Here is a 15,602-nt window from a genome sequence, read left to right as displayed (position 1 = left end):
ATGCAGGAGAACGCAATGACGCCGCAGGACCACGAACAGGAAGCCATGATCCTGGACATGCTGGACCGCTTCCTTGAAACCGAGGTCGCGCCCCATGTCCGCAAGCTGGACCACGACGACATCTATCCCGCCGAGATCGTCGAGAAGATGAAAGAGATGGGCCTGTTCGGCTGCATCATCTCGGAAGATTACGGCGGGCTGGGGCTGTCGACTGCGACCTATGCGCGGATCATCACCCGTATCTCGCGCACCTGGATGTCGCTGTCGGGCATCATCAACTCGCATCTCATCATGGCCTCGGCGGTGCAGCGCCACGGCACGCAGGCGCAGAAATCGCTGTTCCTGCCGCGCTTCGCGACCGGAGAGCTGCGCGGCGGCATCGGCCTGACCGAACCCGACGCCGGCACCGACCTGCAAGCGATCCGAACCGTGGCGCGCAAGGACGGCGAGGATTACGTCGTCAACGGGGCCAAGACCTGGATCACCAATTCGGGGCAGGGCAACTGCATCGCCCTGCTGGTCAAGACCGACCCCGACGCGCAGCCGCGCCATCGCGGGATGAGCCTGCTGCTGGCCGAAAAGGGCCCGGGTTTCCAGGTTACGCGCAAGCTGGAAAAACTGGGCTATCGCGGCATCGACACCTGCGAGCTGCTGTTTCAGGATTACCGGGTGCCCGCCGACCGCCTGATCGGCGGGGTCGAGGGGCGCGGCCTGCAACAGATCCTGTCGGGGCTTGAACTGGGCCGCATCAACGTCGCCGCCCGCGGCGTCGGCGTGGCGCAGGCGGCGCTGGACGAAGCCACCGCCTATTCCCAGATCCGCAAGACCTTCGGCAAGCCGATCTGCGAACATCAGGCAATCCAGCTGAAGCTGGGCGAAATGGCCACGCGGGTCGAGGCCGCGCGGCTGCTGGTCGAAAGCGCTGCCCGTGCCTATGACCGCGGCGAGCGCTGCGACATGGAGGCGGGCATGGCGAAATATTTCGCTACCGAGGCGGCGCTGGAAAACGCCACCGAGGCCATGCGCATCCACGGCGGCTACGGCTACTCCAAGGAATACAACGTCGAGCGCCTGTATCGCGATGCGCCCCTGCTGACCATCGGCGAAGGCACCAACGAGATGCAGCGCATCATCATCGCGCGGCAGCTGATCGAAAGGAACCCGGTATGACCCTGCCTCTGGACGGTGTCCGCATCATCTCGGTCGAGCAATATGGCGCGGGGCCGTTCGGCACCCAGCATCTTGCCGACCTGGGCGCCGAGGTCATCAAGATCGAGAATCCGGCCGACGGCGGCGACGTGGGCCGCCATGTCGGGCCGCATTTCTTCGAGCCGGGCGACAGCCATTTCTTTCAATCCTTCAACCGCAACAAGCGCTCGCTGACGCTGGATCTGAAATCGGACGAGGGCCAAGAGGTGCTGCGCAAGCTGGCCGCCCGCAGCGATGCCGTGTTCAACAACCTGCGCGGCGATCTGCCGGAACGGCTGGGCGTGACCTATGACGCGCTCAAGGACGTGAACCCGGCGCTGGTCTGCGCGCATCTGTCGGCCTATGGGCGCGAGGGGCCGCGCAAGGCGTGGCCGGGCTATGACTATCTGGCGCAGGCCGAAGCCGGCTATCTGTCGCTGACCGGAGAGCCGGACGGGCCGCCCGCGCGGTTCGGCATCTCGATCATCGACATGATGACCGGGACCATGGCGGCGCTGGCCACGGTGTCGGCGATCCTCGGTGCACGGGCGACGGGGCAGGGACGCGACATCGACACCTGCCTGTTCGAGGTCGCGCTGCACAACCTGTCCTATCTGGGCACATGGTATATGAACGACGGCGTCAAGACGGAACGGCTGCCGCGCTCGTCCCACCCCTCGCTGACGCCCAGCCAGCTATACCGGACCGGCGACGGCTGGATCTTCATCATGTGCAACAAGGAAAAATTCTGGCCGGTGCTGGCGCAGGCCATCGGACGGCCGGAATGGGCAGACGACCCCCGCTATGCCGATTTCAAGGCCAGGCTGGAAAACCGCGCGCAGCTGACCGATGAGCTGGACGAGGTGCTGTCGACCCGCACCACTGCGGAATGGATGCGCGCCTTTGGCGGCAAGGTGCCGGCCGCGCCGGTCTATGACGTGGCGCAGGCACTGGATAACCCGTATGTCAAAGAGCAGGAGTTCATCACAGAGGTCCCCCATCCGGTGCGCGGAACGATCAAGACCCTTGCCTGCCCGATCCGCATCCCCGGCGAGACGCTGCCCGCCCGCCCGGCGCCGCGACTGGGGGCCGATACCCTGGACATCCTGCAAAGCCTCGAACGCCCAGACGACAGGCGCAGCGCGCGCCGGTAGAACAAAGGCCCTGCCATGTCCTCACCTCATCCCCGACTGTCCGCCCGCCAGCCCCGCTACATGATCGTGGCGCAGGCCCTGATGCACGACATCGAAACCGGGCGGCACGGGGTGGGGTCGCTGTTGCCGACCGAGGCCGAGCTGGGCCAGCAATTCAACGTCAGCCGCCATACCGTGCGCGAGGCGATACGGCGGCTGACCGATCTGGGGCTGGTGTCGGCGCAGGCCGGCGTCGGCACGCGCGTGCGCGCGCAACGCCCCGTCAACCATTATGCGCTGACCGCCGAGGGGCTGTCGGATCTGTTCCGCTACGCCCACGAAGTCGCGCTGCGCATCGATTCACAGGAAGAAATCGTCGCCGACGGGGCGCTGGCGGCGTTTCTCGAATGCCCGCCCGGCCAGAAATGGCTGCGGTTGCAGGGCGAACGTTTCGTGCGCAACGAGGGGGAATCGATCGGCCTGGCCGAGATCCACGTCGCCGCCAGCTACCGCGCCGCCCTTGAGGACACGAACCGCCCCGACGCCGCGATCTATGCGCTGATCGAGCGCCGCTTCGGCGTCGAGGTGCGCGAGGTGCGGCAGGAAATCTCGGCGCTCGCGCTGACCGCGGCGCAGGCAAAGCGGCTGGGGGTGGCGCCGGGCAGCCCGGGGCTGCGGCTGGTGCGCAAATACTATTCCAGCAGCGGCGAGCTGTTCGAGGTCGCCTCGAACATCCATCCCGCCGATCGTTTCAGCTATGCCAGCACGCTGCGGCTGCGGCCCACCGGTGAGTCCGAGAATTGAGATCTGCCCTGACACCCCTGTTCGTGACGCTGGCCATCCAGGCGCTGGCGTCGATGGCGGCGCTGACCGTGCCGGTGCTGGCGCCCGAGGCCGCCGCCGACACCGGCTATCCGGCCAAGCTGGCGGGGGTGTTCATCGGGCTGGTGTATGCGGGGGCGATGGGATCGTCGCTGATCTCGGGGGCGCTGATCGACCGGCTGGGGCCGGTGCGGGTCAGCCAGATCTGCTTGCTGCTTTGCGCGGCGGGGCTGCTGCTGGCGGCCAGCGGGATGCTGGCGGTGATGGGGCTGGGCGCGCTGGTGATCGGGCTGGGCTATGGGCCGGTCACGCCCTCAAGTTCGCATCTGCTGGCGCGCACGACGCCGCCGCACCGGATGGGGCTGACCTTTTCGCTCAAGCAGACCGGCGTGCCGCTGGGGGGCGCGATGGCGGGGCTGACCGTGCCCTCGCTCGTGTCCGGCTGGGGCTGGCAACAGGCGCTGGTGGTGGTCGCAGGGCTGTGCGCGGTCATGGCGGCGCTGAGCCAGCCGGTGCGGGGCGCGCTTGACGGCGCCTCGGCCGACGACAGGCGGGCGCAGGCGCCGTCCCGCCGCCGCGGCGTGTTCGAGCCGTTGCGGATGATCCTTGAACGCCCGCCGCTGCGCGACATCGCCCTGTGTTCGTTCTTTTACAGCGCGGTGCAGCTGACCGTGACCACCTATATGGTGATCTGGCTGACCGAGGTTTACCGCATGGAGTTTCTGCTGGCCGGCGTCGTCATGGCCTTTGCCCAAGGCGCGGGCGTGGTCGGGCGGCTGCTGTGGGGCTGGCTGGCCGACCGCCATGTCCCGCCCCGGGTGCTGCTGAGCTTTCTGGGGCTGATCATGGCCGCCTGCATGGCCGGCTATGCGATGACCGGCCCCGACTGGGCGCTGGGGGCGGTGCTGGTGATCGCCATCGCCTCGGGTGCGACCGCCATCGGCTGGAACGGGGTCTATCTGGCCGAGGTCGCGCGGCTTTCTCCGCCCGGAATGGCGGGGATGCTGACCGGTGGCACGCTGTTCTTTACCTATTTCGGCGTGGTGACCGTCCCGCCGGCGCTTGCGGGTATCATCGGCGCGACCGGCAGCTTTGCGGTGGCCTTTGGCGCGGTGGCCGTCATCACCCTGGCGGTGGCCGCCTATATCGGGCTGACCCGCCCGCGTCTTGTCGCCAACTGAGGGAAAGTCATGTTCCGATCCTGCCTGTTCGTGCCCGCCGACCGTCCCGACCGCTTTGCCAAGGCGCTGGCGGCGGGGGCTGATCTGGTGATCCTCGACCTTGAGGATGCCGTGCAGCCCGAGGCCAAGGTTGCCGCCCGCGATCATCTCCGCATCTTTTTGCAGGGCCATTCGGGCGGCCGGGTGGGGGTGCGCCTGAATGCGGCAGGCACCGAATGGTTTCAAGGCGACCTGTCGCTGCTCGACAGCCCCGCGCTGGCCGCCGCGATGCTGCCCAAGGCGGAAACGGCCGAGACGCTGGCGCAGCTCGCCGCGCGGCTGCATGGCGGGGCGGGGCTGATCCCGCTGGCCGAAACCGCGCTGGGGATCTGGAACGCGCTGGAACTGGCGCGGGCGCCGCGGGTGATCCAGCTGGCCTTTGGCTCGGTCGATTTCCAGCTGGACGCGGGGTTGCCCGACGACGACCCCGACCGGGCGATGCTGTATGCGCGTTCGCGGCTGGTGCTGGCCTCGGCCGCCGCCGGGATCGCCGCGCCCATCGACGGGGTGACGGTGGATCTGGACGACCCGGCCCGCACCGCCGCGGATGTGGCGCAAAGCCGGGCGCTGGGGTTCGGTGGCAAGCTGTGCATCCACCCGCGCCAGATTGCCCCCGTGCATGAGGGGCTGGCCCCGACCCCGGCAGAACTGGCCCGCGCCCGCGCCATCGTGGCCGCCGCCGATGCCGCCGGCGCGGCCGGCGCGATCCGGCTGGACGGCAAGCTGATCGACCGCCCCGTGGCCGAGCGTGCCCGCCGTATGCTTGCGGGGGGCTGAGATGGCCTCGGCCCCCGATCTTGCGCCGTCGCTGGTCACGGATGAGCTTGACCTGATCCGCCGCGCTCTGCCGGTCGCGGGGGCGGATCTGCTGGATCTGGGCTGCGGCGACGGTGCCATGGCCCGCCGTCTGGCCGAGGCCGGCGCGCGGGTGACGGCGGTCGAGGTGAGCGCCGCCCCCGTCATCGACGCCGCCGTGACCGCGATCGAGGGCCGGGCCGAGGCGCTGCCCCTTGCCGATGCCGCTTTCGACGCGGTGCTGATGCTGAAATCGCTGCATCATGTGCCAATCGCCGGGATGGAGGCCGGGCTGCGCGAGGTCGCCCGCGTGCTGCGCCCCGGCGGGCTGCTGTTCTGCTGGGAGCCGGTCTTTGCCGGCCCCCTCAACGACATCATGCGGCTGTTTCACGACGAACAGCCCCAGCGCGCCGCGGCCTTGGCCGCCCTGCACCGCATCATCGCCGAGGGCACGCTTGAGTTCGTCGACGAGCGGCTGTTCCGCACCCGGATCGGCTTTGCCGATTTCGCCGATTTCGACCGCCGGATGCTGCATCTGCCCGACCTGCCGCAGCCGGTCGAAGGCGCGCTGCTGGATCAGGTGCGGCAGGCGTGGGACCGCATCGCAGCCCCGCGTGGCGGGCAGTTCGAGCGGCTGATGCGGCTGACGCTGGCGCGCAGGCCCTAGCGGCGGGTTCAGGCCGGATCGAACAGCTGGCGGAACTGCCGGGGCTGGCAGCGCAGATATTGCGGCGCGGCCTTGACGCTGGCGCCCAGATGCGCGGCGGCGTGCCAGGGCCAGCGCGGATCGTAAAGCACCGTGCGTGCCAGCGCGACCAGATCGGCGTCGCCGGTGGCGACGATGGCCTCGGCCTGATCGTAGCCGGTGATCAGCCCGACCGCGACCACCGGGATGCCCACCGCCTGTTTCACGGCGCGGGCCAGCGGCACCTGATAGCCCGGCCCGACCGGGATCTGCTGGCGCGGGTCCAGCCCGCCGCTGGACACATGGATCGCAGCGCAGCCCCGCGATTCCAGCGCCTGCGCAAAGGCCACCGTCTGGGCGATGTCCCAGCCCCCCTCGACCCAATCGGTGCCCGAGACGCGGACCGAGACCGGGCGCTCGGCCGGAAAGGCGGCGCGGATGGAATCGAACACCTCAAGCGGAAAGCGCATCCGGTTTTCCAGGCTGCCGCCATAATCGTCGTCGCGCAGGTTCGACAGCGGCGACAGGAATTCATGCAGCAGATAGCCGTGGGCCGCGTGGATCTGCACCGCGTCCAGCCCCAGCCGCCCGGCGCGCGCGGCGGCGGCGGCAAAGGCGTCGCGCACCCGCGAAAGCCCGGCGCGGTCCAGCGCGTGGGGCGGGTTTTCGCCGTTCTGGAACGCTGCGGCGCTGGGGGCGACGGTCTGCCAGCCGTTCGGATGATCGGGCGCGATCTGCCGGCCCCCCAGCCACGGCAGGTCGGTCGCGGCCTTGCGCCCGGCGTGGGCCAGCTGGATGGCGATGGGCATGTCGGACCAGCGGCGCACGCCCTCAAGCGTTCGGGCCAGTGCCGATTCCGTGCGGTCGTCCCACAGTCCGATATCAGCGTATGAGATGCGGCCCTCGGGCAGGACGGCGGTGGCCTCGATGGTCAGCAGCGCCGCGCCGGACAGCGCCAGCTGGCCAAGGTGGATCAGGTGCCAGTCGGTGGTGCAGCCGTCCTCGGCCGAATACTGGCACATCGGCGCGATGACGATGCGGTTGGAAAGCCGCAGTCCGCCGACTGCGACGGGGGTGAACAGGCGGGGGGACATGGACTCTCCTTGAGGCGAGGGCGGGGGCGGGTAGTGGGCGAGGGGGCGGGCAGGCGGCCGCGGGTGGCGCGGGACCGTCAGGCCGCCGGCGTCGGGGCGGTGCGAGGCGTCAGGCCGGCGCTAGTCCCATTTCTTGAGGCTGTTGATCCCGCCATAGCCCTGCACCCCGGACAGGTCGAAATCCAGCCCCGCATCCACATAGGGCGCCCACAGCCCCGCCGTGCCAAGGACCGAGCCGGTCTCGGCCGACCAGCCCAGCCCGGCCTCGATCATCCGGTCGCTTTTGCCGCGGACCCCGACCAGCTTGGCCTTGCCAAAGGTCAGCCCGTCCGACAGCGGCAGGTGGACCGAGGCTTTCGCGCCCCGCGCATCCCCGTCGGAATCCAGCCGCACCCGCGCGATCCCCAGCGCGGCCTCGGGCGTCGAGCCGAAGCTGTCGAAGGTCCAGTGGAACCCGATGAAACCCCGTGTGTCGGCGCTGGCCGGCAGCGCGGTCAGCATGGCGATGGCGGCTGCTGCGACGACCCGCATGTTATTCACCTCGTTCGTGTTTTTCCGCGGGCAGGGTGGCGAAATCGGGCGGGCAGGTCAACCGGCACGGGCAGGGCCGGCATGAAACAGCCGCGCCCGGCACAAACCGGGCGCGGCGTTGGGCAAGGGCAGGCGGTTCAGGCGGCGCGTTCGGGCAGCTCTAGCCCCAGCCAGTCCTGATAGAAACTGTCGATGTCAGGCTCGAAATCGTGGATCACCGGATACCACGGGGTGGGTGCCTCGACATCCAGCAGGTCGCCGGACAGCGGGCAGTAATATTCGCGGATCACCTGCCAGCTGGTGGTGGGGGCCATGAGCCGGGGATAAAGCTGCTCCATCTCGGCCTGGGTTTCGCGCACATGCATCACCGCGTGCAGTTTCCAGTTCTCGCGCCAGTCGCAGAACTCATGCCCGGCCAGGCTTTTTACCACCCATTTCCTGTCCGACTTGCGCTGGACGATGAACAGCTTGGGGCCAAGCGGCAGGATGATGCGGTCGTCCCACGGAACCTGCTCTTGCAGGATTTCCAGATAGATCTCGAACCGCTCCTTGTCCTTGGGGGTGGACAGCATGGTGTGCAGGGTGTCGCGGTCGATGGTGCCGTCCACCAGATCCTTGATCTTGTTTTTCGTGTAGGCCATTGGATTTCCTTTCGGGGTCAATGGCGTGCCGCCCGCCGCATTGGGGGCGGCACGCGGACATCACTCGTCGACGAACTTTACCGTGCGGACATCGGGCAGTTCCGAGATGTCCATCGAGTATTCGCGCCCGTAGGACGGGATCGGCAGGTCGGCCTCCAGCAGCTGCCAGTCCTCGGGCAGATCCCAGAACTTGCGGAAGCTTTCCTCGAACTTCGGCCCCAGCTTGAAGCTGGCGGCGAACATCTGCTGGACATGGACGCCGGCGTCCTTGGCCAGGATGCGTTCGCGTTCGCGGGCCATCCAGTCGCGGGTCGGAACCGCGCGGGCCAGCCGATCCTTGCGGATCTGCGCGCGCAGCGCATCCGTTCCCGCCACGTCGCAGCCGAACAGCCCGTCCGCGCCCTTGACCAGCCTGACACCATAGACCGAGGCGGCAAAGCGTTCCAGCAGATAGCCGCCGTTCACGTCGTCGGCCACGCGCTGGGGTTCGCGGTCCAGCGGGTCGCCAAAGCCGGGGCCGCCGCGCATGTAGTTCAGGTAGAGATCATAGTCCTTGAACATCGTTTCGGTAGTGATCGCCTGCTTGTCGCGCTTGATCCTGGCGTCGGGGATCAGGCTGTCCCAGACCGGGTTTTCCGGATCGGTGTCGCCGCCATGCGGGATTTCGCCGCCCTGCTCGATGATCTCTTTCAGGTTGGTGTCATGCGCCTCGAAGCGATAGCCCGACGCCGCCGGATAGCCGCCCATCAGCCCCCAGTCGGAACTGATGTTGCCGTTGCCCATAAAGAACATGGTCCAGTCCTTGGCGTTCCAGACCATCCGCAGCGACTGGAACCCGCAGCCGCCGCGGTATTTGCCCGCGCCGCCCGAGGATGCCTTGATCTCGCGGCCCAGATAGATCAGGGGCTCGGCCAGCTCCCAGATCTCCATGTCGCCCATGTCGCCTTCGGGGTTCCAGATGGCGGCGGCGTGGCTGATACCGTCGTTGATCGCCGAGGCGCCGACCCCGTTTGCCGCGCATTCGAACGAGTTCACCGCATGGACTTCGTCATACTGGTTGAACCCGCCCCCTTGCAGCCAGTTCGAGGTGTTGGCGTTGCCGGCGTTGACCTCCTCCAGATAGCCGCGGCCGAAGTAGCTGCGCGACAGCCCGCGCCACAGCGAGGTCCACGAGCTGACCAGGAAATGCCAGCTGTAGCTGAAGGCGACGCGCCGGTCGTCGGGGTTCATCCATGTGCCCTTGGGCAGCCGGAATTCGGTCCCATAGGCGGCGCCGTCGTTGATCATCTCGGTCGGGATCAGCGTCTGGGTCATCATCACCCAGATGCCGCTGGTAAAGCTGACCGCATGGGCGTTGTAGGTGTGCCAGCCCCAGCGGGACGACCCCTCGAAATCCAGCCGCCATGTCCCGTCCGGGCGGATCGTCATCTCGGACGGCGTGTGCATGATCGTGTCGACCTTGGCAAAGTCCGACGGAACCCGCACGTCCTCGTGGTCATAGGGCACGTCGACAAAGCCGACCTGGCGATAGGTGCCGGGGATGGTCATCGCCTTGATGCGGGCTTGCAGGCCCTGCCGGCCGTGTTCGACCGATTCATAGGCGAATTTCAGATAGGATTCGATGCCCTCATCCGCGATCACCTGCTCGACCAGCTTGCGGATCATGTGGCAGCCGGCGATGCGGGTGCGTTCGTCCAGCATCCAGTAGCGCGTGGTGCGCACCATCCGCTGGCTTTCATGCAGCCAGTCGCGCAGCAGCGTGTCGTTGGTGCCGATCTTGCGGCAGGTGATCGAATAGCCGTCGCCGAACCGCTGCACCTGCCCCGTGGACATGGACCCCGGCCCGACCGAGCCGGTGTCGATGACGTGGGTCACGCCGCCCACCCAGCCGATCAGCTTTCCTTCGTGGAACAGCGGCACGATGGTGTGGATGTCGCAGGGGTGGACGTTGCCGATCAGGCTGTCGTTGTTGCAGAAGATGTCCTTGTCGTGGATGCCGGGGTTCGTTTCCCAGTCGTTCTCGATCATGTATTTGATCGCCGCGCCCATGGTGCCGACGTGGATGATGATGCCCGTCGAGGTCAGGATCGCATCGCCCGCCGCGTTATACAGCGTAAAGCAAAGCTCGCCTTCCTGTTCCACGATCGGGCTGGCCGCGATCTTTTTCGCGGTCTCGCGGGCGTCCACCACGCCCGCCCGCAGCCGCGAGAACAGCTTGTTATACAGGATCGGCTCGCTGTCGCGCAGTTCCAGCGTCTTGATGCCGGCATAATGGCCGGTGCGCTGGGTGGCCTCCATCAGCCGGTCGCGGTGCTGTTTCAGGGTCTCGCCGCCGTGGACGATGCCCTCGACCTTTGTTTGCATATTCATGGTGATCTTCCTCCCCTCAGACTTCTTTCAGGTGGAACAGGCGGTGGCCGTCCAGGAACGTCTCGAAACCGTCGGGCACGACCAGCGTGGTGGCGTCGGATTCGATGATGGCGGGTCCGGTGATGCGGTTGCCGGGGCGCAGCGTTTCCATCTGGTAAAGCTGCGCATCGACCCATTTCTTGTGGCGATAGAACTTGCGGGTGCCCAGTTTCGCGTCCTCGGGCGGGGTTTCCGGCCCCAGTTCCTCGTGCGGGATCTTGGGTTTCTGGATCGGCACCATGCCGCGCATGATTGCGCCGGTGACCGAATACCCCAGCTCGGGCGAGCGGGCCGAGGCGGCATAGACGCGCCCGTAGGTGTCGTTGAACGCATCGACCAGCTTGTCCCAGTCCTCGGCGGTGGCGGCCGACGAGATCGGGGATTCGATTTCAAGGTCGTTCAGCTGGCCGCGATACTGCATCCGGAACCCGGGTTGCAGCGTCACCTTGTCGGCGGAATAGCCGTTGATGGCGAATTCCTCGAGCACGCGCTCTTTCAGCTCGTCCCAGGCCGCTTGCAGGACAAGGGCCTGTTCGGCCTTGGGTCCGTCGGCGGCATCGGTGGCGATGTTGATGTCCAGCGACTTGTCGTAGCGGTATTCGAAATCCGCCGCCGCGCAGCCGAAGGCGCTGAAGCCTGCGGCCCATGCCGGGATGATGATGTCCTCGAACCCCATCCCCTGCGTATAGCCGTAGGTGTGGACCGGCCCCGCGCCGCCATAGCTGAAGCAGACAAAGTTGCTGGGGCTGGACCCCTTGCCCGAGATCATCGAGCGCACATAGTCGCGCAGGTCGCTGTCCAGCAGCTCGATCACCCCGGCGGCGGCATCCTCGACCGACAGGCCCAGCGGGTCGGCGACCTGTTCCTTCATCGCGTTCCAGGCGCGTTCGCGGTCAAGCTTGACCTGTCCGCCCAGGAAGTTGTCGGGGTTCAGATAGCCCAGGATGACGTGGCAGTCGGAAATGGTAACGGTTTCCACGCCGGATTCGGCCCAGCAGACGCCGACGCGATAGCCGGCGCTGTCCGGGCCCAGCTTGATCGCCTTGGTATAGGGGTCCAGCCGGATATAGGTGCCCGCGCCCGACCCAACCGAATCCATCGCGACCAGCGGCAAGGACAGCACCAGCCGCGCCATGTCGGGGTCGTTGCGGATGGTCAGTTCGTTCTGGGTGATCAGCGCCACGTCGAACGAGGTGCCGCCGATGTCGGTGCAGGCGATGTTGGAATAGCCCAGCACCTCGCCCAGGTATTTCGCGCCGATCACGCCGCCGATGGGGCCGGACACGATGGTGCGGGCCAGCTCCTTGGCTTTCCAGCTGATGGTGCCGCCGTGTGTGGCCATCACCCGCATGTCGAATTTCGCGCCGTGATCGTGGAACGCCGACGAGATCTGCTTGAGCGACTTGCGCGAGGGTTCCGCCGCAAAGGCTTCCAGAATGGTGGTGTTGGTGCGGTGGGTTTCCTTGCGCAGCGGATAGTAATCGACCGAGGCGAATACGGGGATGTCCTTGCCCGCAGCCTTGAGTTCCTCGATCACGATGTCGCGGACGCGGCGTTCATGCGCGGGGTTCTTGTAGCTGTGCAGGAACGAGATCACGATGCCTTCCACATCCTGCTCGATCAGCTCGCGCGCGGCTTTCCTTGCGCCGTCTTCGCGCAGGGGGATTACCACGGTGCCGAACATGTCCACGCGTTCCATCACGCCGCGGGTCAGGTGGCGGGGGACCAGCGGGTCGTCGTAGTAATGGGTGTTCAGGTGGATGCGGTCTTCATACGCAAAGCCCAGATAGGCCTGGATCGCGCGGCCCATGCGGTGGAAATCCTCCATCCCCGCATTGACGATCAGCCCGGTGCGCAGCCCCTTGCGCTGCACCACGCGATTCAGCATCGCGGTGCCGGAATAGACCCCCGTCTGCAATGACCCCAGCGCGTCGGACAGTTCCAGCCCCCAGGCCTCAAGCCCCTCGCGCGAGGATTCGATCAGCCCGACGGATTCGTCCTGCGGCGTCGATTGCGCCTTGCCCACGACGAATTCGCCGTCGGCATCCACAAAGAATGTGTCCGTCATGGTCCCGCCGGCGTCGATGCCAAGCACCTGCACGGATCGCTTGTTCTTGCTGTCAAGTGGCACGTCTCACTCCTCCCTTTGACCGGCCCGCCATGGCTGGCGGGTCGGGTTCAGGATGGAATCAGGCGTGATCGGCGGGGTGTCCGATATTCGGACAGGCTGACGGACATGCTGCGGACGCGGCTTAGGGTTTGCTGCGCGGCCGCGTGATCCCGTAAGCCTCAAGCTTGAGATAAAGGGTCGAGCGCGCGATCCCCAGCCGCCGCGCGGCCTCGGTCATGTTGCCGGCGGTGGCGTCCAGCGCGGCGATGATCTCGGTTTTTTCGACATCAAGCAGGCTGTCCTCGCGCCCGGGGGCGCCGCCCTCGGGGCGGGCGATCTCGGGGGGCAGGTCGCGGGCGTCGATCAGGGCGCTGCGCGACAGCGCCGACAAGGCCGAGACCAGATTTTGCATCTCGCGCAGGTTGCCGGGCCATGAATGTGCGCGCAGCACCGCCATGGCGGCGGCGGTCAGGCGCAGCTCGCGCCCGCCGTTTTCCCGCCGGTGCCGGGCCAGGATCGCGTGCAGATACAGCGGAATTTCGTCGGGCCGCTCGCGCAGCGGCGGGATGGTCAGCCTTGCGCCGGCGATGCGATAGTAAAGCTCGCGGTGCAGGCTGCCGTCCTGCATCATCTGAAACAGCGAGCGCGAGGCGAGGGTGATCACCCGGCAGCCCGCGCGCTCGGCGGTCTCGATCACGCTCAGCAGCAGCTTCTGCACGGCGGGGCTGGCGCGGCCGGGGCTGTCCAGGCACAGCGTGCCCCCGTCAAAGGCCAGCCCGTCGCGGGCCATGTCCTCGCGCAGCCCCTCGTCCGACAGCAGCGCGCATTCCAGCATGGTGAAGCGCGAGGGCCCATGCGAGGGGGCGTCGCGCATGGTGCGCGTGGCCTCGTGCATGGCGCGCGCCAGCGTGGCCTTGCCGGTGCCGGTCTCGCCCTCGATCAGGATCGGCAGGCTGGTTTCCAGCAGCCGCTGGGCCTGCGCCACCAGCTCGGCCATGGTGGCGCCGGTGCGCGACAGCTGCGCCAGATCCAGCGTCTCGGCCCTACGCCGGCGCGAGGGTGATTTCAGCGAAATCACCAGCCCGATCGCGTCGGCGCGCGGTTCGATCACGTCCAGCGCGGCGTCGGGCAGGTGGCCGGCCAGCGCCTCGGCCACATGGTCGGCGCCGCGCTCGATCAGCTGCGGCAACCTGTGGCGCAGCTCGGCCAGCGCCTGCGAGAGATCGGGCAGGCCGGCGAAACTTTCCGAGGAAAATATCTCGGCCCCCGTGCGGTCCAGCAGCAGCACCGGTTCCGACATGCGGCGCTGGTGCAGATATTGCAGCAGCAGCTGGCGGTCCTGCGCCAGCCGGTGGGCCAGCTCGCTTTCCACCTGCAACGCAAAGGCCGAGGACAGCGCCGTGCTGCCCGGCTGTTTCTGCCCCGCCGACCACGAGATGTTCACCACCCCCAGCAGCTGCCCGGTGCCCGGATCCTTGACCGGGCTGGCCGCGCAGTTCCAGCGCTGGATTTCTTCGCAGAAATGTTCCGGCCCGTCGACCTGCACCGAGCGGCCCAGATGGATCGCGGTGCCGATCGCATTGGTGCCGATGGCGGATTCGGACCATTTCCCGCCCAGATGCAGGTGGTTTTCGCGGCCGCGCGAGATGGTGTCCGAATCACCCACCGCATCCAGCACCACGCAATCCTGGTCGCACAGCAGCATCATGTTACCGGACTGACGCAGCAGGAAATCCGCCTTGGATAACGCGGCATGTGCCGCCTGACGCAGGCGGCGGGCGTGGGTTCGGGTGGCGTGCAGGTCGTCCGGCCCCAGCAATGGCGCATGTTTCGGCGAGGCCATGGCCAGCCTTGACGAGCGCTTCCAGCTTTGCAGCACGACTTCGCGGATGCTGGGCGGCACCCGCCCGACAGCGCGGAAGTTTTCCCAATCGGCTTTGGAAATGCTGGCGACCATCAGCCCCTCCCCTGACAAACGGTCCATGCACTCGCGCTTATGTTGCACAATGGCCGCAGTGTCGCAACGATTCATCCCGATATGGGCGGCGTGCCGCCGGTGCGGGGGCGGGGGGCGGCCACATATCGACGCAGGCGGGGCGATGCTCTGGCCACGGGCGGGGGCGGGGTTATTCTGGGGCGGGCGCGGGATCGCGCCGCGCCAAAGCGGCCGCGGCCGGCATCGCCCCCGACCTTCCGGCAAACCACGGAGATTTCCATGAAATACAGTTTCAAAGGCGATACCGCGCTTGTCACCGGCGCGGGGTCCGGCATCGGCGAGGCGACGGCGCGGCTGCTGGCGGACAATGGGTTGCGGCTGGTGGTGTCGGACATCGATTCGGACAAGGCCCGGGCGCTGGCCGCCGCCATCACGGATGCCGGCGGGCAGGCGGTGGCCCATGCGGGCGACGTGTCCCGCCCCGAGGATGCGCAATCAGCGGTCGCGCTGGCGGTCGAGCGGTTCGGCGCGCTGCACATGGCCTTTAACAACGCGGGTATCGGCGGCACGCTGCTGCCGGCGGGCGAGCTGTCCCCCGAGGACTGGCAGCGCGTGATCGCCGTCAACCTCAGCGGGGTGCAATACGGGCTGCGCTATCAGATCCCGGCGATGCTGGCTGCGGGCGGCGGGGCGATCGTGAACATGTCCTCGATCCTGGGGCTGGTGGGCGATCCCGGCGCGCCGGCCTATGTGGCGGCGAAACACGGGGTCACCGGGCTGACCCGCTCGGCCGGGCTGGCCTATGCGGCGCAGGGGGTGCGGGTCAATTCGATCCACCCGGGCTATGTCGACACCCCGCTGCTGGACGCGCTGGACGCCGATACCCGCGCGGCGCTGGTCGGCAAGCACGCCATCGGCCGGCTGGGCCGGGCCGACGAGATCGCCCATGCGGCGGCGTTCCTGCTGTCCGAGGGCGCCAGCTTCATGGCCGGCGCCGCGCTGGTGGTCGACGGAGGCTATACCGCCGGCTAGGCGCGG

Annotated in this window: 13 protein-coding genes; 7 read left to right on the top strand and 6 right to left on the bottom strand. The window is 67.6% G+C overall.

The genetic code is table 11. The features are described from left to right. The 6 genes from BLW83_RS03065 to BLW83_RS03040 are packed head-to-tail and all read left to right on the top strand — an operon-like array spanning position 1 to position 5,825. Positions 1-1,170 (top strand): acyl-CoA dehydrogenase family protein, encoded by a 1,170-nt coding sequence (locus BLW83_RS03065; protein WP_090845380.1) that lies wholly within the window; start codon positions 1-3, stop codon positions 1,168-1,170. Beyond that, the gene (locus tag BLW83_RS03060) at positions 1,167-2,342 is read left to right on the top strand and encodes a CaiB/BaiF CoA transferase family protein (protein WP_090845378.1); all 1,176 of its coding nucleotides are present in this window, start codon (positions 1,167-1,169) and stop codon (positions 2,340-2,342) included. Before BLW83_RS03065 ends, BLW83_RS03060 begins: the two co-directional genes overlap by 4 nt. 15 nt (positions 2,343-2,357) lie before the next feature. Next, a complete protein-coding gene (locus BLW83_RS03055; protein WP_090845376.1) occupies positions 2,358-3,125 on the top strand; it encodes a GntR family transcriptional regulator in 768 nt (255 codons plus the stop codon). 23 nt (positions 3,126-3,148) lie between these two features. Continuing rightward, positions 3,149-4,324 (top strand): MFS transporter, encoded by a 1,176-nt coding sequence (locus BLW83_RS03050; RefSeq protein ID WP_218139063.1) that lies wholly within the window; start codon positions 3,149-3,151, stop codon positions 4,322-4,324. A gap of 9 nt (positions 4,325-4,333) precedes the next feature. After that, positions 4,334-5,140 (top strand): HpcH/HpaI aldolase/citrate lyase family protein, encoded by an 807-nt coding sequence (locus BLW83_RS03045; protein ID WP_090845372.1) that lies wholly within the window; start codon positions 4,334-4,336, stop codon positions 5,138-5,140. Between the two features lies 1 nt (position 5,141). Further along, positions 5,142-5,825 carry a class I SAM-dependent methyltransferase gene (locus BLW83_RS03040; RefSeq protein WP_090845370.1) on the top strand — a complete coding sequence of 228 codons (684 nt, stop codon included), beginning with the start codon at positions 5,142-5,144 and terminating at the stop codon, positions 5,823-5,825. Between the two features lie 8 nt (positions 5,826-5,833). Here the strand turns inward: BLW83_RS03040 and BLW83_RS03035 are convergent, their stop codons facing one another. The 6 genes from BLW83_RS03035 to BLW83_RS03010 all read right to left on the bottom strand — a co-directional run bounded on the left by BLW83_RS03035 (position 5,834) and on the right by BLW83_RS03010 (position 14,612). After that, positions 5,834-6,937, bottom strand: coding sequence for an NADH:flavin oxidoreductase/NADH oxidase (locus tag BLW83_RS03035; protein WP_090845368.1), 1,104 nt, complete (start codon positions 6,935-6,937; stop codon positions 5,834-5,836). Positions 6,938-7,057: 120 nt separating this feature from the next. Then, positions 7,058-7,477, bottom strand: coding sequence for a hypothetical protein (locus BLW83_RS03030; protein WP_143042721.1), 420 nt, complete (start codon positions 7,475-7,477; stop codon positions 7,058-7,060). Between the two features lie 128 nt (positions 7,478-7,605). Then, the gene (locus tag BLW83_RS03025) at positions 7,606-8,109 is read right to left on the bottom strand and encodes an acetone carboxylase subunit gamma (RefSeq protein ID WP_090845364.1); all 504 of its coding nucleotides are present in this window, start codon (positions 8,107-8,109) and stop codon (positions 7,606-7,608) included. A 60-nt stretch (positions 8,110-8,169) separates the two neighbouring features. After that, complete coding sequence (locus tag BLW83_RS03020) at positions 8,170-10,479, bottom strand: hydantoinase B/oxoprolinase family protein (protein WP_090845362.1); 2,310 nt, start codon at positions 10,477-10,479, stop codon at positions 8,170-8,172. A gap of 16 nt (positions 10,480-10,495) precedes the next feature. Further along, positions 10,496-12,649, bottom strand: a complete 2,154-nt coding sequence (locus BLW83_RS03015; protein ID WP_090845360.1) for a hydantoinase/oxoprolinase family protein — start codon at positions 12,647-12,649, stop codon at positions 10,496-10,498. 121 nt (positions 12,650-12,770) lie between these two features. Beyond that, positions 12,771-14,612: a sigma-54-dependent Fis family transcriptional regulator gene (locus BLW83_RS03010; protein WP_245728596.1), complete on the bottom strand. Its 1,842-nt coding sequence runs from the start codon at positions 14,610-14,612 to the stop codon at positions 12,771-12,773. A gap of 231 nt (positions 14,613-14,843) precedes the next feature. Between BLW83_RS03010 and BLW83_RS03005 the strand changes: the two genes are divergently transcribed. After that, the gene (locus BLW83_RS03005; protein ID WP_090845358.1) at positions 14,844-15,596 is read left to right on the top strand and encodes an SDR family NAD(P)-dependent oxidoreductase; all 753 of its coding nucleotides are present in this window, start codon (positions 14,844-14,846) and stop codon (positions 15,594-15,596) included. The last annotated feature ends 6 nt before the right edge of the window (positions 15,597-15,602 follow it).

Origin of the sequence: Paracoccus alkenifer, assembly GCF_900108405.1 — a bacterium.
Lineage (GTDB): Bacteria > Pseudomonadota > Alphaproteobacteria > Rhodobacterales > Rhodobacteraceae > Paracoccus > Paracoccus alkenifer.
The sequence above is the reverse complement of the archived record's forward strand: the minus strand, read 5'-3'. Positions and strand labels throughout refer to the sequence as shown.